Genomic DNA, 20,071 nt, shown 5'->3' on the forward strand with positions numbered 1-20,071 from the left:
GTCAGAGCCAGAGGATTTCAGGTAATCACTGTGAATGTAACACATCGTCACAATGATTCTTTTTTTCCACCTGCATCAGCCTGGCTTGTCTTCGTTGGCTGGGCTGAGTTGCGATCGCTGATTATTTCTGATTTTTCTCAAGCGGAAAATCTGCTTTCCGACAAACCTGCGCCACGCGCTGTTTTTGACGCATTGGTACTCAACATAGTTAATTACAGCGGGGCCCCAACGGGTTTTGGATACATCCTCGCCAATTGACAGGTTCAGGCGTTGAATTTTTTGTCCGATCGCCCATTGGATTGCTTCTGCTACTAAGGTTGTCATGACGCTGTATTGCGCATAATCCAGATCGTAGCCTGAATAATATAAATAGAGTTCATCACCCATATTGAATGCCAGTCGCATCGCGACGACTTTGCCATTCAACTCAAGACAAAATAAACACATGCGATCAGCAAGTGGCGTATCAAGCAGATTTTCCAGCAGCGCCTTGTGTTGTGGATGAGAGAAATAATCAGGATGATCTATCGTCTCTTTTGCCGACGCACGCGCACCATGCAGCGCATAAAACATCGGTAATTGTTGAACGATAGCCGCACGACCTTGGAGAACGCGGAAACCCACGTTCAGACCGTCTCGTTTGGGCGAGTTGTAACAGCGGCGCAGGGATTCTTTAATGTTACGCTTTAACCCAGATTTAAAACTATCCCAGTCCTCACCCAGCGTGAGTACGAAGTTAGGAATCGTGCGGTCAGTCAGCGGAAAGAGTGACTTATTATTCTGAATGAAATGATCTGTGGGCGCTTTTGCTCCGATGATCTGAAACTCAGTGAGTCCTAAGGTTTCGCAACGAGTTAAATTTTCCCAGAGTTGCAGAACTTTCTCTGCATATTCCGGCAATGTGAGGGGAACACGTAATTCGGTCAGATTGGGGTCGCCGCCGAAAGGCCGGACGTAGCGGTACAGGAACAGACGATGCAAGCCCACATGCGTGTTCATCAGCGGCATCACTGCAACCAACTGATCGTTATCGTAAACGGCACAAATAGCCAGTTCATGTTGATGAAAGAAGGATTTACCAGAAAATACTTTCCACCATGCGGAGTTCCAGTCGTAGGTTTGAAACGGGAGCAGATAGTTGACTTTCGTCTCTAAAGCTCGCCATGCTGTCGCAAGAGTTTCGAAATCTGTTTTTTGGCTGATGATGATTTGTTTGAGGTTGTGCATCGAAGATAAATGTGGCGAGCTCACAGAAACTAAAATATTGCTTTGATTTAACTTTATCTGTTTGCCTGTTTGATAGGGTACGTTACAAAACGAAACAAGTAACTTATCCCATAAAAGTTATTTTTTTGCAAGGAAGAATGGCCAGTATCAATCAGCTTGTCTTTAGATTGGCAGCATAGATTTCTCTCGTTACCTTGTTGCCTTATCTTTCGTACACATGAAGTGTTCTGAATCTGTTACGGTCGTCCCTTGATACAAATCAACAGCAGACGAGAGTAAGCACTCCATACTTCCTGCAGTAAAAACTTTAAAGGAGAACGGAAATGAAACTGTTAATCGACTTGTTTTCTACTGACTACGGCCTGATGAGTATTGCCGGAATCATTTTTATGATTTGCATGGGGATATTTTTTATTCGCTATTTCTTATCGCACATGCGTGAAGAAGAGCAGCAAGAACGGTAAGCTGCAGATATCTATGAAATTGGTGACCTTGTGCTTTTGGTCACCTTGATTTTGTTTTAGTCGTTACGATAATTATTCAGAATTGCGGCATATTCGCCACTTTGCCGTATCGTTTTCAGTCCTTTATTGAAGTGATCGCGATGTTCACTTTTGTGGAAGCCAAGCAAGCGGGGAGTCGGTTTAAATAAATGATGTACCGTATAACGGTTCGTCGCCTCTGTTTTGCCGTGCAATAACCTCGCGAAATACAGAAAAGCGCGTAAATCCAGCAAGATAACATCTCCCCGGCCGGCATCCAGCATCGGTACCTGAGACGCCTGATCACCTACTTCTGAATATGAACGATGGTTTTTAATAGCCACCGTAAATTCTGGATCAAGCACTTTTTGCGCGTTGCTGAACGCAACGATTTTTTTGCCTGACAGATCAGATAAGGAATTGATCTGTAAGCGTTTATCACTCAGCGTGACAGCCACATTTTCAAACTCGATGACGGTGTCGGAGAAAAAGATTTTTGGGTTATTGACCGGAATTCCAGCAAACCCCGCATCTGCAGTTCCCGCTTCCACCTCAGTTTCCATACGTTTGTTATTCGAGCGGATAAACTTACACTGTATGCCTTGCGTGGCAAAGGCGCGGGTAACAATTTCCGGCACCAGACCCTGACGTGGATCGTCTTTGACATAAGGTGGTAAAGCTGACACATGAAACAATAGTTCCAGTGCTTGCGCTTCCCAGCTCGTCAGCAGACAACTTAGCAATACATATATCCGGAAAAACCTCATGTCAGCCCTTATCACCGTGCTAAATAAAGTCAACGATGTCTCACTAACGGCATCGTCTTCACGATTTAATGTTGGCTGATTCTGATGGGTAATGCAACCAGGAAAGAAAGTGTGGGGAGAATGCCACGTCGTATGTCGAGAAATTGTGGCCAGGCCGCACTTCAGATGTCACCCGCAATAGCACCAACCTGCGTTCCGGCATCAAACTAATGACACCGCTACACAGGCAGGTACTGGCTTAGGTTGCGTTATTTAGCATTCCCAGGAATCGACCATAGGAAATCTACTTGCAGCGTTCCCTTAAAGCGCGGATCGTTTAAACCAAGGTAACGATCACCGGAATAATTTGGTGCGGTCGTCAGGTTTTTAGGATTGAAATTTGCGGCAGCATGACAGCTCATGCAGTTAGTTTGTACGCCAACGTTATTGGCTACGGTTTGTCCCATATATTTACCGGGAATGGAGTCTGGCAAATCACTCGGGCCGAATCCTGCTTCCAGATATGGGTTGTAACAGTAAACGGATTCCCCGACATTTTTGCCGCCAGTCTCAGGTTGTGGTGGAGACAAGGTCTGATAGGCCGCACAATGAGCGTAATGGCGCGGTGCGCCTTGCAATGCGGCAGGGCGCAATTTTGCTATCGCTGTTGAACTCGGTGCTGGCGGCATATCGGGGGCTGGCGTCCACCAGAAACTTTGCCATGTCCATTCGGTAATTTCACGGCTACCGACATGCATAGCGACGAGGACCGAATAATCACCGGCTGCGATACCTTTGAAATTCTCAGTCGATTTGTTCAGTAACTCTGCGTTGGTGGCATCCACTTTAAAGTGAATAAAATTTTTCAGACCATAGGTGTTTGCTGCTGTACGTGACGAACCATCGGCCGCACATTTGTTATCGACACCACCGGATAATTTCTCTGTGCCAGTATCCTGCGTATCGATCCAGACACATGTTTTCCAGTCGGAAGCCGGAAATGAAACCGGAGTTTTTGGCGGACCGGGCCAGACCGATAATTGAAAATATCTTGCCTGAACCAGACTCTTACTTTTTAAAGTCTGAAATACCGGTTTCAGCGAGAGGGACGGCGCAGGAAAAGCCGGAATGCTGGTCTCATTCGCCGCCAGCATTTTGTTTAATGCTGCGATTGAAAACAGATTATTTGCGCGGATATGCGTTGCGGCAATCGGATCATATTTGACAAAGCCGAGCACCGTTTCTTTTCCCTGCGTCGTCTTCAATAACCCTGCATGGTTCAATTGATGAAATGGTGTGAGTACGTTGGGAACACGTGGTTTATTCATTAATGCTTGCGAACTGGCGGTCATAATATCTTCTGGCGTTTCCCAGGTTTCAAAGACCCGCAAAGGCTGCCCCTGATAGGTCTCGCCTGAATTAAGTGTCAACGCCGTCCAGATGCCCCATGCATGTTTTTGTATCTCAATTTGTCCTTTCGGAGATTTTGTCCAGGCAGTAATCGTTTCTGCTGCGACAGGGTAGGTATAACCGGGAATTTTAGGATCTGGTAACGGAACCGGTTTGAATGCGCTGACAATGGCATTGGATTTGCCGCTATCCGCCGGCATCGTTTGTGCCTGTAGCGGTTGACTGCTCAACCAGCCAGCAACTATCGTTGCCGAGCAGAAAATGTGTATCTGCCTGAGCCTGGTCTTCTTGGAATGATCGAATTTCAGATGCGTTTTCATACCTTCTCCCTGAGATGTTACTGCGAACAATGTAAGGTTGATCTGAGGCTTGAAACGGAACCCGATAGCGTGGAGTGTTCAATAGCAGTGCTGACGGGATTGTTGCTTTTTTATCTTACTTTTTATGTAAGATTGTCAGTGTAGCCTGAATGAATGAAATAGCAAGTTAAATAGATTGATCGTTTTCCCTAGCGGGTATCCCGATGGGCAGCAGATGCTTTTCTTAAATCAAACTTGAAGGGTATATGTCTCAAATTTCACGGACGCAGAACATTCCTGGTGCCGGTCAGAAGCTCGCAGCTTTTGCTTATGCGGGGTAACTTATCGCCGCGCGGATACGGGCAAGATCAGCGCAGCGAGTGCTTGTTGGGATGGCGAATCTGCTTTTCAGCAGTTCAATCACGCCGCACAGGATTGCACACCTGCTTAATCAGGCAGAGGTCGTTGATGGATAAGCAGTCAGAATCTGATGTGCTATCAGATCAATGGCGGGGCGGGGTTTTCCTTGCTTATCAACCCAGACTTTCGGTGTCAGAGCGCCGGACAAAGAGACGCTGTCACCATCGTTCAACGCAAGCAAGGCCTGCCGCACCTTGTCATTAAAGGCGATCACATTACACATGATTGTGTCACCATCATCTGTCGCAGCACGCACCTTACAAGTCACATAAGCAGAATCTGCCTGTCCGCTACGTTCTTCGGCGCTGCCATACATGCGCCCGGCGATTAATCCATCTATCATCGTTTTTCTTTTTCAGTCAGTCTGGCCTGTTGCACCAGAGAATTCATGATGAGAAGCGGCGGTTTATCTTCCGGATTACGTCGCGGCTATTTAATTTGCTTCGCCGCCCCGTCTTGTCCCGTCAATTTTTGTACGCCTCTTTTCTGTGCGAAACGAATTAAACGCCGGATGCAGGAATAAAGCAAATAAACGATTCGTCAAACAGATTCATGTGCGGTCAGTGTGGATGTATGAATATCAAAAGTAAAATGCTTATACTGCAAGGCTGCGCAACAACGCAGGCGTGTTATCGTCTCAGCTCTGTCTTCCACACTTACTTTTTTCTTAAACGCCATGACTCTGAATCAGATTGCGGAACACTACGTCAAACTCGTCCTTGCTGTCGGTCAGCATGACAGCACTTATGTTGATGCGTATATCGGACCGCCATCCTGGCAAACCGAAGCACAGCAATCGCCAGCAATTCCCCTGTCAGATTTAGCAGCGCAAGCCGATGCCTTATTGCAGCAGGCCGATGCTTTGCCGACGCCGCCGCAAGACCAGCTTGAACGTCAGGAATTTTTACGTCTGCAGTTACATGCAGTAAGAGCTTTTGTCGTGCAACTGAATGGCAGAAAATTACCATTCGATGCGGAATCAAAAGCTTTATACGATGCTGTTTCCCCATCGTTGACCACCGCAGATCTTGACGTCACGCTGGCAGAACTGGCGGCACTTATACCCGCAGATATTCAAGGCAGCGATCTGAATGCGAGATTGTCTGCATACAACAAGGCATTTGAAATTCCACGCGATAAGCTTGATGCTGTTTTTACTGCCGCTATCAACGAAGCCCGCGCGCGTACCCGGCGTTATATCGCCTTACCGGAACATGAAAGTTTTCAGGTTGCTTATGTGACGGATAAAGTCTGGAGCGCCTATAACTGGTACAAAGGAAACAGCCATAGTCTGATTGAAGTGAACACCGATTTTCCGATGTTCATCAGCCGTGCAATTGATCTTGCCAGCCATGAAGCTTATCCCGGGCACCATGTCTTCAACGTGCTGATAGAAAACGAGTTGGTCAGAGAAAAAGGCTGGATAGAATACGCGATTTATCCACTGTATTCACCGATGTCGTTTCTGGCTGAAGGCAGCGCGAATTACGGTATCGACGTCGCCTTCCCACATGCAGAGCGTATGCAGTTTGAGCGGGAAGTATTATTCCCGCTGGCTGGTATCGATCCGGCCAAAGCCGAACGCTATTACCAGATACAAGCCGTATTACAAAAATTGTCTTATGCCGGCAATATGGTGGCGAAACAATATCTGGATGGCGAAATAGACAAAGAACGCGCGCTGGCAATGCTGATGAAATACAGTCTTTCGGATGCCGCGCGTTCTGCACAGCGGCTGCGTTTTATCGAACATCTGCGCTCGTATGTGATTAACTACAATCTTGGTCAGGATGTGGTGCAGGCGTACATAGAAAAACGCGCAGGAACAGATAATCAGGATTTGCGCTGGCAGGTACTGACCGATCTGTTGCGTCGCCCGAAAAGCGCATCGATGATGATGGATTCCTGATTAGTTTAAGCGAGCACTTTTTTCTCTGTTTAAATAGGGCGGAATGCTTTTGGCAAAAAGCACTGTCACCCACATTTTAGATTTTCCGAATCACCAGCAATAATTGAAAGAGACCGCTATGACAATACCAGGTAGTGCAATATCCCACTCTCCCGGCTTTATTCATCATGACGTACCTGTCGGCAGTGTCGTGGCATTTGCGGGGGATACGACAAAGAATATGCTTGAGTCATCCGGATGGATGGTGTGCGATGGCAGAGCTCTGAACGTTGCGCAGTATCCTTTTTTATTCGCTGCAATCGGCTATCGCTTCGGTGGTAGTGACGGACAATTTCATATTCCGCTGTCAGATGTTGGCACTCGTTCTGCGGTCGAAGACTCAACTGAAATGGGTGCCGCTGAGAGTAGACCCGCAAACATCACGCTGACGCAGTTAATCAAATTTGTCTGATCGTTTTTCAAAATGACTTGCTGCGTTTTGAGCGCATTTTCCCAATCAAAAACTCAGCAATTAATTCAAAAATACGGAATTAAAATCAATCCCCTAATGAACATGCGCCTCGTAAGCCATTGATGGCTGCTGAGGCGCATTTTTATTAAGGGAAAGGCGAACAGCACGTCAATACTGAATACCGCCACTCACTGAGTGTTATTGCTGAATAAGCCGAACCACAAGAGACGGCGCACCATTACCGTCAGTGGTATTGCTGATCAGTGTCAGTAAGCGGTCGATATTCGGATGCTTACCTGGAAACGCTTTAGCGTCGGCAGTGTGTTCCGCATACAAGCGCAGCCCTTTTTCTGCCGCTGCGGCATTGATCTCACCGAACTCTAGGCCCAACGCATGATAGACACGCACACTGCCTGCCGTGCCCGGCTTGTTTTCCAGTCTGGCGACGAGCACCTCACCATCCGATAATTCCAGCGCTGCGATATGATCAATGCTGGGGAGGGTGGCTAAGACTTCACTGAATTGCATGGGGTTTCTTTCAAAAAAATTGTGAACAGAAAAATAGTAGTTGCAAATGTTGGAGAATGTCGGCGTATGCGCGAATGTCGGCATTCTAAGGTCATCCCGGAATCATTTTCAATGTCAGCGGATTTCGGATTACACGATAAAACCTGATCGTTATAAAACTCCCACCAAACTTCGTCCTCCGGCTGTTCTTTGCACCATGATTTTGGTTGCGATGCGTTCGGTCATTTCCTGCACGTGCGAGATCACGCCGACTTTGCGGCCCTGGGCTTGCAGGCTGTCTAAGGCGTCCATCGCGACTCTGAGGGTGTCGGCGTCGAGACTGCCGAAACCTTCGTCGATGAACAGCGATTCGACTTTGACGCGATTGCTGGACAGCGAGGCCAGGCCTAGCGCGAGGGCGAGTGAAACCAGGAAAGATTCGCCGCCGGACAGTGAATGTACCGAGCGGTTTTCATCGCCCATATCCTGATCTATCACCATCAGACCTAAGCTGTCTTGTATGCGTTGCAGGCGGTAACGCCGTGCTAATTGGTGCAGATGCTGATTGGCATAAGCGAGCAGCACATCGAGTGTGTATTGCTGCGCATAATTGCGGAACTTTTTTCCGTCCGACGAACCGATCAGATCGTTGAGTTGCGCCCAGATACGCTGACGATGTTGTTGCTGCTGCATTTCCTCTAACAGACTGGCGGATTGCTGGCGACGCGCATCGTCCTGCGCTTTGGTCAGCTGTCGCTGGCTCAGTTGCTGTTGCGCTTGCTGACGATCGCTTTGCTGTGCGTGCAGACATTGCCGCAAATGCGTGATATGTGCTGCGTTGCTGTTGTCAACGTTGTCGCTGGTTGCTGTTGTGTGTTCGGTGTCTGCGGTATCGTCGGAAGCTGCAACATCTGGCAGCGATAACTCTGGCGGGGCTTGTAACTGATGAGCACTGCTTTGCTGGCGGCGTTCCTGCAATACCGTTGCTGCTTGTTGACGCGCATTGGCGATCGCTTGCAGTGCGCTGCGTTCGGCGTTGATCCATGCATTGTCATGTTCCAGCAGTGTGCGTAACTCAGCCTCGGTGAGGATGCCGCTGCGGCTGGGATCATCATGATCACTTCCGCTGTCGTGATGTCTGGTGTCGGTATTCTGTGCGTTGTAGTGCGCTAACCATGCCGTCAGTTGTGTTTGTGCGTTGATCGCTTCTTGCTGATGCAAGCTGTGCCGCGCTTCTGCCTGGACGAGTGCTTCGATGCTGCGGCTCAGCTGTTGCTGGCTGGCGCTGGTCGCAATCGTTTGTTGCGTGAGCTGGTCTTTTGCCGCTTGTATCGCATTGGCAAAGCGTGCACTGACGATCGCCACGGCTTCGCCCTGAAACAGCGCGCGGCGTTGCTGTTGTTTTTCGCTGAGCGCGCGCTCGCTGTTGCTGAGTGCCAGCGCGATACGTTGCTGCTCATCGTTGGCTTTTTGCTGTTGAGTGCGGCTGCTTTCCAGACTGATATTCAGCGTTGCAATACCTTGTTCGGTTTGCTGATGTGTTTGTTGCTGCTGTTGCCAGTCGAGTGCATGTTGTTTGCATTGCTGCCGGAATGCGGTAGCAGAAACCTGCCAGTGTTCACGCCAGGATACCTGCACATCGTTGTTGCCATCGCTGTCAGTATCCGCAACGGTGAAAGCGGCATCGAGTTCATTCAGCAGGTCGTTAAGCCGGGTCTGGCTGTGTATCGCTTGTTCCGCGATATTCGCGCGCTCAGCGACGGTGCTTGCCATCGCGTTCAACGCAATAGTATGTGCGTCTTTTAAGCTCAGATATAACTGATGTCCTTTATCCCATGCGGCTTGCGCGGCATCTTTGGCCTGCAAGGCCTGATAATAAAGGGCCTCGCTTTTTTGTATTTCTGCGATACGAGTTTGAAGTGCTTGCTGCTGTTGTTCCAGCGATTGCCATATTTGCAGATACGATAATTCTGCTGATGCGGTAGCCGCAAACATGGCGTGTTGTTGCCACTGTGTCTGCAGGCGCGTAATTTGATCGCGCTCGGTGGTCAGTTCCTGCTCCAGTTGCAGCAGTTGCTGGCGGTATTGTGTCGCCAGTGTCTGATGGTGACTGATTTTTTCGCGTGCAGCTTGTTCTTGCTGGCGGCAATCCTGCACCTGCGCTTGCAGTTGCATCAGCAGCGCGTGCAATTGCGGATTGCTGTCAGCCTGCGCATATGGATGCGTCGTTGCCCCACACACCGGGCAGGGTGCTTCGTCCTGTAATTGCGCACGCAAACTTTCTACATTATCGGCACAGGCGGTCTCTGCTGTTCTGAGTGCGCGTTCTGCTTGCTGTAAAGCCGCGCTGAATGCAGGCAATGTCGTATTCACTTGCGCACTCGCATCTTGTGCTGCTTTCAGCGCTGAGTGTGCTTGCTGGTTTTGTGTTTGCAGTTGCTGCAGACGCGTTTCACGTTCTTGTAACTGCGCTAATAATTGCAGACCGCTACTGAGCTGTTCGCGTTTTTCTTCAGCATTTTGTTTGTCGCGACGGAGTGCGACGAAATCGATCAGCGCAAATGCCTGTGCAGTTTGCTGGCGCTGCTGATCGGCGGCGGCCAGTGCTTGTTCCGCGCTGAGCAGACTGGCGGCATGTTGCGCCGCTTGCGCCTGTTGCGACACTTTTTTTGCATCCAGTGCGAGGATGCTGGCTTGATGGCGTTCGTGGTCGGCGCGGGCAACGGTGGCCTGAGAAAATAAGGCATCCCATTTGTCCCAGTGTTCGGCGAGCGCGCGTAGGTAGGTGTGTTGTTGCAACCACTGTGCTGCGTTTGCCAATCGCTTTTGCAACTGCAACAGTTCGTTGTGCTTACTTTCAACTACCGTGTTGGCTTCACGGCATGCGATATCTGCTTGTTCTTTGCTTTGCTGCAAAGCTTGATGCGCAGGCAACATCGTTTCTATACTGGCATCCAGCGCTTTGGCCTGATCGAGTGCAATAGCGGCCGCTGCTTGTTCCTGTTCTTTGCTCTGTAATTCGTTTTGCGCGAGAAGATATGCTGCCTGCGTTTGTTGTTGCGCCTGCTGCGCTTGCTGCAGCTGATGCTGAGCATTTTCTATCGCTGCCTGATCTTGCGTCATCTCGCGTTGCAGGCGGGTGATGTCGGCGATCAGCGGGCGAGCGCTTTGCACCGTATCGATTTGTTGCAGTTTGCGCTGACGCGGAATGCTGGAGGCACACGCCTGCTCGCGTTCCTGCACGTCCGATAACGCAGCCTGCTCGCTTTGTGCGAATTTTTCGGCATCCTGATACCAGCGCAGATGCAGTTCGATAGCGGCGATGTGGACACTCAATTTTTCCAGTGTCGTTTGCGCGGTGGCGATCTGCTGTTCCAACGCTGCGCGTTCTTCATCGCTTAATGGCTGATTGTCAGCGAGGCGGCTGTGAAAACGCTCCAGCGCTTCGCGTTCGTCTTTGGCGCGCTTGAAAGCACTGATCGACAGTGCAGAATAAATATCGCTGCCGGTGAGCGTTTCGAGTAACTCGCCGCGCTCGTTATCATCGGCTTTCAGGAAGCTGGAAAATTCATTTTGTGCGAGCAGAACAGCGCGTGTGAATTGTTCAAATTTGAGACCTATGCGTTTGACGATTTCATCTTTGACTTCGGTTTTCTTGCCACCAATGGCCAGCATTTCCGGCAATTGATGCAGCGTCATCGTGGTTGGTTGCAAGCTGCCATTCGCCTTGTTACGCGAACGGCGCACACTCCAGCGTGCACGATAATTGATGCCATCGTTACCGGTGAAATCCACTTCGGCATAACCTTCACCCGTGCCACGACGCAGCAGGTTACCGGTGTCTTGTTGCGAGATCAGTTCTTTGCCATCCGGCAGGGTTTTATTGCCACCGGCTTTTACCAAGCGCGGCGTATTTTCATACAAGGCCATGCAGAGCGCATCGAGCAGCGTGCTCTTACCGGCGCCAGTCGCGCCACTGATCGCGAATAAGCCAGCGGAACGCAAGGGTTCCTGTTCAAAATCGACGACAAATTCCCCCGCCAGTGAGGCCAGATTTTTACCCCGTAGTGCCAGAATTTTCATGCCTGCACCTCAGGTGTTGCCAGCAATAATTCGGCAAACGCCGCGCTGATTTCCGGCGGTGTTCCGGTCTGATTTTCATCACCGAATTTACTTTGATACAGACGATCAAAGATTTGATCCGGATGCAGCCGTTCCAGTTCGGCTAGCGCAACATCGGATGTTGCACTGACATCTCTGTGCGCAAAGCTGGTTTCGATTTTAGCGAGACGCACGGGTTTGCCTTCGATGGCCTGTTCTATCGCGGCACGCAAGCCTGGCTCAGGCGCATTCAGCCGAACGCGCACTTCCAGAAATGGCATACGTTCGGCGGGCGTATCGTGCGGAATATCGAGTGCGGTTAGTGCCACCAGCACTTGCGCCAGCGGTGCCGGCTTTTCCGGCACGCGCAATAAGGCAACTGCACGCGGCACATACAGCGGCGTAATCGCGCTGACCTGATTGTCTTGCAGTTCGACGCGTAATACCTGATGGCGGTAGTCCACTTCGGCGAAGGACAAAGGCAGCGGGCTGCCGCAATAACGCAGGTGTTCCTGCTTGCCGATTTTTTGCGCCAGATGCAGATGTCCGAGTGCCGCGTAAGCGACGTTGCCGTCGAATATATTTGCTGACAAAGCTTCTGTGCCGCCGATGACGATGCGGCGTTCGGATTCTTCAGAAATTTCGCCGCCCACCATATGGCAATGACCCAGCGCGATGATGGCTTGCCGCGGTGCGCGGATGTCGTTTGCGTGTTGTAAGACCTGACGATATAACAGCGCGATGCCTTCCATATACGGATCATTCGCGTTGTCTATGCGCGGTACATCACCCGGGCGCAGAAACGGAATCGCCATACACCAGGCGGCAATATCACCCTGTGCATTTTTCAGCGGCACCAGCAATGATGCAATGTCGATGCTGCCATCAGCTAAACGCGGTACAAAACCAATGACAGTCACATCCAGACTATCGAGCAAAGGTGCCGGTGCTTCGAGACGCCCCGGCGAATCATGGTTACCCGCAATGATGACGATCTGTAAGTGCGGCAGGCGGTTTTTGCTTTGTTGCAGAAAACGGTAAAACTGTTTTTGGGCGGCCGCCGAAGGATTGGCGGTATCAAAAATATCGCCGCAAATCAGCAAGGCATCAGCCTGCTCGCTGACCAGTGTATCGCTCAGCCAGTCGAGAAAAGCCTGATGTTCAACACTGCGGTCAAACTGATGCAGGGTCTGGCCGAGGTGCCAGTCGGAAGTATGAATGAAGCGCAAGGGAAACCTTTGAATGCGGTAGCAGTGCGATGTCAGTTTGTCCGGACCGCCTGCTTTGCTGGCTTTCCGGGGCGGGTCAGGCATCGCTGTGCTTGTCTATGGTGTTAATTTATAGCGATGACTTTACCAGAGCTGCCTGCAAAATGTCTGATCAGATATTTGAAATCTTGGAAATGAACGCCCTATATTTTATGCGCTTCACAGAGCCAAAATGGCTGGGAAGACTCATATTCATTCAGGGATTCAGCAGCGTTTGCATATCCGGGTGCGCTGTTTGCAACTCTTTGAGAATGCGGGTGCTGTCGCTTAATAATTGCTGGCGTTGTTTGTCGCCGCCAGCATCATGCGGAAATGCTGCCAGCAATCGTTCACGGATATTTCCGTCACAGACACCGCTGTACGCGCATTGCTCGGTCGCCTGCAGGCTGTCAGCGGCACATGGATAACCGAGCTGGCACGCCGCCAGCGTGAATGCTTTTGCACGAATACTGAGTGTTGCCTGTTGTTCTTCATCGAGACTATTGCTGCGCAGGTAGGCATTGACAAAGCCGCGCAAGGATTCCAGCGCCTGTGGGTTGCGCGTCGCTAACGCAGCGTTGGCCGCTTGCATCGCGCCAGCGTACTGCTCTTGCTGCAGCAATTGGCTTGCGCGTTCGCCGGCTGTTCTGACCATGCCATCGGACCAATGTGCTTGCTGTATCTGCTGCTGTTGCCGTATCTCATCCGCAGTGAGCTGATCGAAATTTTTACAACGTTCTGTCAGTTGCTTGTATGCGATTTTTTGTGGGGACGTATCTGCCAGTGTTTGCATTTGTTGGCGCAGGGTATCGCCATCGGCACCTGCAAAATTCGGCACACAGGTGCGCCAGGCGCGATAAGCCAGTTGCTGGCGTGCGGCATCCTGTGCATTCTTGTTTTGTTCAAAAATCGCGCGTAAATCTTTGCTTTGTTCCAGCGGATCGGCAATGACGGTGTTTGTCGTCAGCGTTTCGCCGGGGCGCGTATCGTTTACGTGATTGCTGTCGCCACTTGCTGCCGATGAACTGCCGTGCATGACTAATCTGATCGGCGCATGATCGCTGCCACCAGAATTTTGCGTGGCGAATACCAGCATCAGCACGACGCTGCTGAGAAAGATGGAAAATATCAGCAATTGTTTGTGGGACATGAAATGACTATCGAGGGTGGATTGGCGCTGTATTGTTTTTTTGTTGATGTTTTGTTTGATGCTTTGTTTGATGTTGTATGAAGCGGCTATCCGTCAGACCAGCGGATAGCCGTGTTCATTTTTACCTGCGTCGCATACTGCGTCAGCGTCAACATGACCGTCACCATTACCGTTACCGTAAATTTTTCGGTCTACGACAATTCGACCATGATGAATGCCGTCAGCAACGCAACGCCACAGTTATTATGGTTTGGCGATAAAAATATTCGTGCTTGGGCAGGTGCCGGCCACATTCGCATTCGTAACCAGCGATGTCGATGCCGGGAATTGGCTCAGATTATTTTTATTCAGATTCACCCAGACTTCAGTCAGATAGCTGACGCCATTGGTTTTGGTACATTTCAGCGACACTGCGGACGAGCCGCTGCTGCCGAACGATGTATTTGCGGCTGCCAGCAATTGCGAACGCGACAAAGTTTTACCTACATTGTTCGCGATCAGCGTGTTCAGTGCAGTTTGCCCCAGACGATTGCTCAGACTGCTGGCGTCGCCCCAGTAGTTGTCGGCTGTTTTAGTGCTGCAGCTGCCATGTTTGAACCATTCATGTTTATCGAGGCAGGATTGCACGCCTGGCATATAAGTGCTGAGTACCGACAAGGTAGAACTGCTGGCGCCGTAAGAATCCATGCTGCACCATGCGCTGCTGGCGTCCAGATCGATATCTCTTTGTGGAACATTGCAATATTGCGGATGATTGCCATCGTAGGCGTTTGGCCACAGACCATGCAAAGCTAAATGCGAGGCAGCGTAAGTGCCTTTCAGATTCTGACATTCAGGTTTGCTGCTGTGAGTGACGCAAAAGCCAGGCTGCCATGACGCGGCGAGTAAAACGAAGTCATACGATTGCGCTTGTGCCGCAACGCTGACCAGCATAGAAACACATAGAGCGACTGACGCCTTGATTAATTTAGACAACATAGATTTTCCCTGAGGTTAATGTTTATTTGTTTTTAAATCGACATACACTGAGATGCCAGTGAGGTGAAAGCGCATCGCTGAGACATGAACGCGCCGGATTTATCGCCAGTGTGGCGACTTGAGAAAGTTACCGTCAGGATATGACGACAATGTGACAAATTTGTAATTTAAATATACTAACGATTTGCGCGGCTACGCACCGGGCAATTTGGCCCCGCAAATGTTGTTTTATGACGATTTCTGCGAGATTGTTCGACTGTTGCCAAAGTGCTGCGACGCTGTTCGCAGCGATAGTTTGTATGCAGGGGGCGTTTTCTGTCGAAAAAGCAAAAAAAAGGCAGCCTTATCAGGCTGCCGAATGGATGGTTAATCCGAGGGGAGACGTTCACATGTCTGACGCGCACTATATATGCTGAGTGTTACGTGGGTATGACAGTTACGAACGAAACTGTATGCACTTGCACAGCTGTAAAGCTTGAAGAGACACATAGCTCATGGCGGTGATACCGAAAACTGATGAGTTTCTCTATATAAATAGTGATTATTCACTGTATATTCTGATCTCCTATGTCTTTATAATGCCCGCTCAAAATTCGCGGGTTTTTTTATTGGTTTCCTGACACACGCCACTTCATGAATACACTTATCTGGTTCGTTATCCTGTATTGGGTTATCTCGGTTGGCATAGGCCTGTACGCGGCGCGCTATGTGAATAACTCTAAGGACTTTGCTGTTGCCGGACGCTCTTTGCCGATGTACGTGGTGACTGCCACTGTATTCGCAACATGGTTCGGGTCTGAGGCGGTGCTGGGGATTTCCTCGACTTTCGTCAAAGAAGGTTTGAAAGGCGTGGTGGCAGATCCGTTTGGTTCTTCTTTGTGTCTGGTGCTGGTTGGTTTATTTTTTGCCAAACCGCTGTACCGCATGAACCTGCTGACGATAGGCGATTATTACCGGAATAAATTCGGACGCACGGTCGAAATTCTGGTTACTTTGTGTATCGTGATTTCGTATCTGGGCTGGGTGGCGGCACAGATCAAGGCGCTGGGGCTGGTGTTTAACGTGGTCTCAGGTGGCTACATCGGCATGGAAACCGGCATGATCATTGGCGCAGCCAGCGTGCTGATCTATACGCTGATGGGCGGCATGTGGTCGGTGGCGATTACCGATTTTCTGCAAATGATCATTATCGTGGTCGGTATGGTCTACATAGGCTGGGAAGTGTCCGGCATGGTGGGTGGTGCCGGCGTCGTGATCGAACATGCGGCGGCGGCAGGTAAATTTGAATTCTGGCCGTCTCCGACAGCGAGGGAAATGCTGTGGTTCTTTGCTGCCTGGATCACGATGATGCTGGGGTCGATACCGCAGCAGGACGTTTTTCAGCGCGTTGCTTCATCGAAAAATGAAAAAATTGCCGGTAACGCATCGATACTCGGCGGCGTTTTGTATTTTTGCTTTGCGTTTATTCCCATGTTTCTTGCGTATTCCGCCACGCTGATTGACCCTGGCATGGTGAACAGCCTGATCGATAAAGATTCACAACTGATCTTGCCGACGCTGATCATGAATAAAGTGCCGATGCTGGCGCAGGTGATGTTTTTCGGCGCGTTGCTGTCGGCGATCAAGAGCTGCGCCAGCGCCACGTTGCTGGCACCGTCGGTCACTTTTTCAGAAAATATTCTGAAACCATTTTTCCCAAAACAGTCAGATAAACAGTTCCTGTTGATGATGCGGGTCGTGGTACTGGTATTTACTGCAATCGTGACCATCTTTGCCATGAATACCGAGTCCAGCATTTATAAGATGGTGGAAAATGCTTACAAAGTGACGCTGGTGGCTGCGTTTGTCCCCCTGGCATTTGGTTTGTACTGGAAACGGGCAACGGCGCAGGGCGGGCTGGTGTCGATTATTTTCGGTATTACTTGCTGGGTTGCGCTGGAACTAACCGCACCTGAGGGTTTCTGGCCACCGCAACTGGTCGGCGTTTTGATGAGTATGGCGGGAATGATCCTTGGTTCGCTGTTGCCACAATATCAGGGGCGGGCAAAAACGTCATTGCGCTAATTTCCAGCCTGTGGCGGCGCTTTTTGTCCGCATCCACAATGGTGCCAGCCAGTGACGCAGGCCGGCGTTGAACGCTACTGAGCGCGCCGCTTGTTGATGCAATGCGCAAATTTCAATTGAAAACCTTTATAATTCAGGGTTTTATCAGTTTTTTTAGGGCGAGAGTATGCCGATTTACGCTTACCGTTGTGAAGAGTGTGGTTTTGCCAAAGACGTATTGCAAAAGATTTCCGATGCACCGCTGACAGATTGCCCTTCTTGTGGCAAAGCATCATTTAAGAAACAAGTCACTGCCGCTGGCTTTCAGCTGAAAGGTTCTGGCTGGTATGTTACGGATTTCCGTGGCGGTTCCGGTGGTTCTGCAGGAACATCTGCACCGGCTGTTGCAACTGATAGTGGTAGCGTCGCAGGAAGCGCCTCAACGGTGACAGAATCAGCGGCGACATCAGCAGCTCCGGCCGCTGCCAGTGACAAGACAACGAGCTGATCGTTGTCAACGATGCACATGAAACACTACTTAGACTGAGCTTGACTGAACACTATGCGTAAATATTTTATTACCGGTTTGCTGATTCTGGTTCCTCTGGGCATCACCTTCTGGGTGTTGCACGCCATTATCACAACCATGGATCAGTCTTTGCTGCTGTTGCCGGAGCAATGGCGGCCTGAAGTGGTGTTTGGCACTAAGGTGCCGGGTCTCGGTGCCTTGCTGACAGTGTTAATTGTTTTTGTAACAGGTTTGCTGACACGAAATTTCATCGGCAATTATGTTGTGCGTATTTGGGAAGGCTTGCTGAACCGGATTCCGATTGTGAATTCGATTTACTCCAGCGTTAAACAAGTGTCCGATACCTTGTTTTCGTCATCCGGCAATGCTTTCCGTAAAGCCGTGTTGATTGAATATCCGCGCCGTGATTGCTGGACCATCGGTTTTCTGACCGGTGTGCCGGGTGGCGACGTCGTCAATCATCTGCAAGGCGATTTTGTCAGCGTATATGTGCCGACAACGCCGAACCCGACCTCAGGTTTTTTCCTGATGGTGCCGAAAGCAGATGCGATAGAGTTGGATATGAGTGTCGATGCGGCGCTCAAATATATTGTTTCCATGGGCGTGGTGGCTCCCGAGCATCTCCCCACCGATAAGAAATAAAGATCTTGCAGCCACAAGCTGCCGCTTGATCAACTCATTTTAATTTTGAATACAGACAGGTAAGAAATTATGTCCATGCGTACCCATTACTGCGGCCTCACTACTGAGGAATTACTCGGCCAAACCGTCAGCCTGTGCGGCTGGGTTCATCGTCGTCGTGATCACGGCGGTGTGATTTTTATTGATCTGCGCGACCGCGAAGGTCTGGTGCAGGTGGTCTGCGATCCTGATCGTGCAGATGTGTTTGCGGCTGCAGAATCCGTGCGTAATGAATTCTGTCTGCGTATCACCGGTGTTGTACGCAGCCGTCCTGAAGGTACAGGTAACGCCAATCTGAAATCTGGTAAGATCGAAGTGCTGGCACATAATGTCGAAATTCTGAATGCATCTGTCACGCCACCGTTCCAGTTAGATGATGACAATCTGTCTGAAACCACACGCCTGACTCACCGCGTGCTCGATCTGCGTCGTCCGCAAATGCAAAACAATCTGCGTCTGCGTTACAAAGTTGCGATGGAAGTGCGTAAGTTCCTGGATGCAAACGGCTTCATCGATATCGAAACACCGATGCTGACCAAATCCACACCGGAAGGCGCGCGCGATTATCTGGTGCCGTCTCGTGTGAATGCGGGTAACTTCTTTGCCTTGCCACAATCGCCGCAGTTGTTCAAGCAATTGCTGATGGTGGCTAACTTTGATCGTTACTACCAGATCACCAAATGCTTCCGTGATGAAGATCTGCGCGCTGATCGTCAGCCAGAATTCACCCAGATCGATTGCGAAACATCGTTCATGAATGAGCAGGAAATCCGCGACATGTTTGAAGGCATGATCCGTCTGGTCTTCAAAAATACGCTGGATATCGACCTGCCAAATCCATTCCCAGTCATGGATTTTGCTGAAGCGATGGGCTTGTACGGTTCCGATAAACCAGACATGCGCGTCAAGCTGCAATTCACTGAATTGACGGATGTCATGAAGGACGTGGATTTCAAAGTGTTCTCTGGCGCCGCCAATATGAACAATGGCCGCGTGGTTGGTTTGCTGGTGCCGGGCGGCGCGAACATGCCACGTTCCGAGATCGATGCGTACACGCAATTCGTTGCGATTTATGGCGCTAAAGGTCTGGCCTACATCAAGGTCAACGAGTTGGCAAAAGGTCGTGATGGTCTGCAATCGCCTATCGTCAAAAATATTCATGACGCTGCATTGACAGAAATCCTGGCGCGCACTGGTGCCAAAGACGGCGATCTGATTTTCTTCGGTGCGGACAAAGCCAAAGTGGTGAATGATGCGATTGGTGCTTTGCGCGTGAAGATTGGTCACAGCGAATTCGGCAAAGCCAATGGCTTGTTTGAAGATGTCTGGAAACCATTGTGGGTGATTGATTTCCCGATGTTTGAACATGACGAAGAAAATGATCGCTGGACTGCAACGCATCATCCATTCACCGCGCCAAAAGATGGTCATGAAGACTTGATGGAAAGTGATCCGGGCAAGTGTATCGCCAAGGCTTACGACATGGTACTGAATGGCTGGGAACTCGGCGGTGGTTCGGTTCGTATTCACCGTGCTGATGTACAAAGTAAAGTGTTCCGCGCATTGAAGATTGATGATGCAGAAGCGCAATTGAAATTTGGTTTCCTGCTGGATGCATTGCAATACGGCGCGCCTCCACATGGTGGTCTGGCGTTTGGTCTGGATCGTATCGTCACGATGATGACCGGTGCAGAATCGATTCGCGACGTGATCGCTTTCCCGAAAACTCAGCGTGCACAATGTCTGTTGACACAGGCACCATCGGAAGTCGACGAAAAGCAATTGCGCGAATTGCACATTCGTCTGCGTGCGACAGAGCCAGCAATCAAAGCCTGAGTGATTGCAGATTAAAAAAAGCGCGGATTCCGCGCTTTTTTTTCGCCATCTTTTT

General features: G+C 50.1%; 16 protein-coding genes. 7 read left to right on the plus strand and 9 right to left on the minus strand.

Going from position 1 to position 20,071, the window contains the following annotated elements; genetic code table 11:
• Nucleotides 1–75 precede the first annotated feature (75 nt).
• Nucleotides 76–1,251, minus strand: a complete 1,176-nt coding sequence (locus tag KDM87_RS03090) for a GNAT family N-acetyltransferase (RefSeq protein WP_212677687.1) — start codon at nt 1,249–1,251, stop codon at nt 76–78.
• A 299-nt stretch (nt 1,252–1,550) separates the two neighbouring features.
• On the opposite strand from KDM87_RS03090, the gene KDM87_RS03095 reads away from it, so the two are divergent.
• Nucleotides 1,551–1,691 carry a DUF3149 domain-containing protein gene (locus KDM87_RS03095; RefSeq protein WP_186884739.1) on the plus strand — a complete coding sequence of 47 codons (141 nt, stop codon included), beginning with the start codon at nt 1,551–1,553 and terminating at the stop codon, nt 1,689–1,691.
• A gap of 56 nt (nt 1,692–1,747) precedes the next feature.
• Here the strand turns inward: KDM87_RS03095 and KDM87_RS03100 are convergent, their stop codons facing one another.
• From KDM87_RS03100 to KDM87_RS03110, 3 genes are all read right to left on the minus strand, one after another.
• Complete coding sequence (locus KDM87_RS03100; RefSeq protein ID WP_212677688.1) at nt 1,748–2,452, minus strand: substrate-binding periplasmic protein; 705 nt, start codon at nt 2,450–2,452, stop codon at nt 1,748–1,750.
• A gap of 272 nt (nt 2,453–2,724) precedes the next feature.
• A complete protein-coding gene (locus tag KDM87_RS03105; RefSeq protein WP_212677689.1) occupies nt 2,725–4,185 on the minus strand; it encodes a hypothetical protein in 1,461 nt (486 codons plus the stop codon).
• A gap of 430 nt (nt 4,186–4,615) precedes the next feature.
• Complete coding sequence (locus KDM87_RS03110; protein ID WP_212677690.1) at nt 4,616–4,927, minus strand: single-stranded DNA-binding protein; 312 nt, start codon at nt 4,925–4,927, stop codon at nt 4,616–4,618.
• A gap of 333 nt (nt 4,928–5,260) precedes the next feature.
• Between KDM87_RS03110 and KDM87_RS03115 the strand changes: the two genes are divergently transcribed.
• Together KDM87_RS03115 and KDM87_RS03120 are read left to right on the plus strand one after the other, a co-directional pair.
• The gene (locus KDM87_RS03115) at nt 5,261–6,493 is read left to right on the plus strand and encodes a hypothetical protein (protein WP_212677691.1); all 1,233 of its coding nucleotides are present in this window, start codon (nt 5,261–5,263) and stop codon (nt 6,491–6,493) included.
• A gap of 118 nt (nt 6,494–6,611) precedes the next feature.
• Nucleotides 6,612–6,944: a phage tail protein gene (locus KDM87_RS03120; protein ID WP_212677692.1), complete on the plus strand. Its 333-nt coding sequence runs from the start codon at nt 6,612–6,614 to the stop codon at nt 6,942–6,944.
• Between the two features lie 198 nt (nt 6,945–7,142).
• Here KDM87_RS03120 and KDM87_RS03125 read toward each other — a convergent pair whose 3' ends face one another.
• The 5 genes from KDM87_RS03125 to KDM87_RS03145 all read right to left on the minus strand — a co-directional run bounded on the left by KDM87_RS03125 (nt 7,143) and on the right by KDM87_RS03145 (nt 14,927).
• Nucleotides 7,143–7,472, minus strand: coding sequence for a DUF2322 family protein (locus KDM87_RS03125; protein WP_212677693.1), 330 nt, complete (start codon nt 7,470–7,472; stop codon nt 7,143–7,145).
• A gap of 150 nt (nt 7,473–7,622) precedes the next feature.
• Nucleotides 7,623–11,534 (minus strand): AAA family ATPase, encoded by a 3,912-nt coding sequence (locus KDM87_RS03130; RefSeq protein WP_212677694.1) that lies wholly within the window; start codon nt 11,532–11,534, stop codon nt 7,623–7,625.
• Nucleotides 11,531–12,781, minus strand: coding sequence for an exonuclease SbcCD subunit D C-terminal domain-containing protein (locus KDM87_RS03135; protein WP_212677940.1), 1,251 nt, complete (start codon nt 12,779–12,781; stop codon nt 11,531–11,533). Before KDM87_RS03135 ends, KDM87_RS03130 begins: the two co-directional genes overlap by 4 nt.
• 235 nt (nt 12,782–13,016) lie before the next feature.
• Nucleotides 13,017–13,949, minus strand: coding sequence for a hypothetical protein (locus KDM87_RS03140; RefSeq protein WP_212677695.1), 933 nt, complete (start codon nt 13,947–13,949; stop codon nt 13,017–13,019).
• A 243-nt stretch (nt 13,950–14,192) separates the two neighbouring features.
• Nucleotides 14,193–14,927: a ribonuclease T2 family protein gene (locus KDM87_RS03145; protein WP_212677696.1), complete on the minus strand. Its 735-nt coding sequence runs from the start codon at nt 14,925–14,927 to the stop codon at nt 14,193–14,195.
• Between the two features lie 633 nt (nt 14,928–15,560).
• Between KDM87_RS03145 and KDM87_RS03150 the strand changes: the two genes are divergently transcribed.
• The 4 genes from KDM87_RS03150 (at nt 15,561) to aspS (ending at nt 20,016) form a co-directional block, all read left to right on the plus strand.
• On the plus strand, nt 15,561–16,991 hold the full coding sequence (locus tag KDM87_RS03150; RefSeq protein WP_212677697.1) for a high affinity choline transporter 1: 1,431 nt from the start codon (nt 15,561–15,563) through the stop codon (nt 16,989–16,991).
• A 166-nt stretch (nt 16,992–17,157) separates the two neighbouring features.
• Nucleotides 17,158–17,478, plus strand: coding sequence for an FmdB family zinc ribbon protein (locus tag KDM87_RS03155; RefSeq protein ID WP_212677698.1), 321 nt, complete (start codon nt 17,158–17,160; stop codon nt 17,476–17,478).
• A 54-nt stretch (nt 17,479–17,532) separates the two neighbouring features.
• Nucleotides 17,533–18,141: a DUF502 domain-containing protein gene (locus KDM87_RS03160; protein WP_212677699.1), complete on the plus strand. Its 609-nt coding sequence runs from the start codon at nt 17,533–17,535 to the stop codon at nt 18,139–18,141.
• A gap of 69 nt (nt 18,142–18,210) precedes the next feature.
• Entirely contained in the window at nt 18,211–20,016 is a 1,806-nt protein-coding gene (gene aspS / locus KDM87_RS03165) for an aspartate--tRNA ligase (protein ID WP_212677700.1), read from the plus strand.
• The last annotated feature ends 55 nt before the right edge of the window (nt 20,017–20,071 follow it).

Origin of the sequence: Cognatundibacterium rivi (genome assembly GCF_018139565.1) — a bacterium.
GTDB classification, from domain to species: domain Bacteria; phylum Pseudomonadota; class Gammaproteobacteria; order Burkholderiales; family Burkholderiaceae_D; genus Undibacterium; species Undibacterium rivi.

Coding starts and splice junctions, on each gene's coding strand:
- KDM87_RS03095 (WP_186884739.1), top strand. CDS start 1,551: ATGAAACTGTTAATCGACTTGTTTTCTACTGACTACGGCCTGATGAGT.
- KDM87_RS03105 (WP_212677689.1), bottom strand. CDS start 4,185: ATGAAAACGCATCTGAAATTCGATCATTCCAAGAAGACCAGGCTCAGG.
- KDM87_RS03110 (WP_212677690.1), bottom strand. CDS start 4,927: ATGATAGATGGATTAATCGCCGGGCGCATGTATGGCAGCGCCGAAGAA.
- KDM87_RS03115 (WP_212677691.1), top strand. CDS start 5,261: ATGACTCTGAATCAGATTGCGGAACACTACGTCAAACTCGTCCTTGCT.
- KDM87_RS03120 (WP_212677692.1), top strand. CDS start 6,612: ATGACAATACCAGGTAGTGCAATATCCCACTCTCCCGGCTTTATTCAT.
- KDM87_RS03125 (WP_212677693.1), bottom strand. CDS start 7,472: ATGCAATTCAGTGAAGTCTTAGCCACCCTCCCCAGCATTGATCATATC.
- KDM87_RS03130 (WP_212677694.1), bottom strand. CDS start 11,534: ATGAAAATTCTGGCACTACGGGGTAAAAATCTGGCCTCACTGGCGGGG.
- KDM87_RS03140 (WP_212677695.1), bottom strand. CDS start 13,949: ATGTCCCACAAACAATTGCTGATATTTTCCATCTTTCTCAGCAGCGTC.
- KDM87_RS03145 (WP_212677696.1), bottom strand. CDS start 14,927: ATGTTGTCTAAATTAATCAAGGCGTCAGTCGCTCTATGTGTTTCTATG.
- KDM87_RS03150 (WP_212677697.1), top strand. CDS start 15,561: ATGAATACACTTATCTGGTTCGTTATCCTGTATTGGGTTATCTCGGTT.
- KDM87_RS03155 (WP_212677698.1), top strand. CDS start 17,158: ATGCCGATTTACGCTTACCGTTGTGAAGAGTGTGGTTTTGCCAAAGAC.
- KDM87_RS03160 (WP_212677699.1), top strand. CDS start 17,533: ATGCGTAAATATTTTATTACCGGTTTGCTGATTCTGGTTCCTCTGGGC.
- aspS (WP_212677700.1), top strand. CDS start 18,211: ATGTCCATGCGTACCCATTACTGCGGCCTCACTACTGAGGAATTACTC.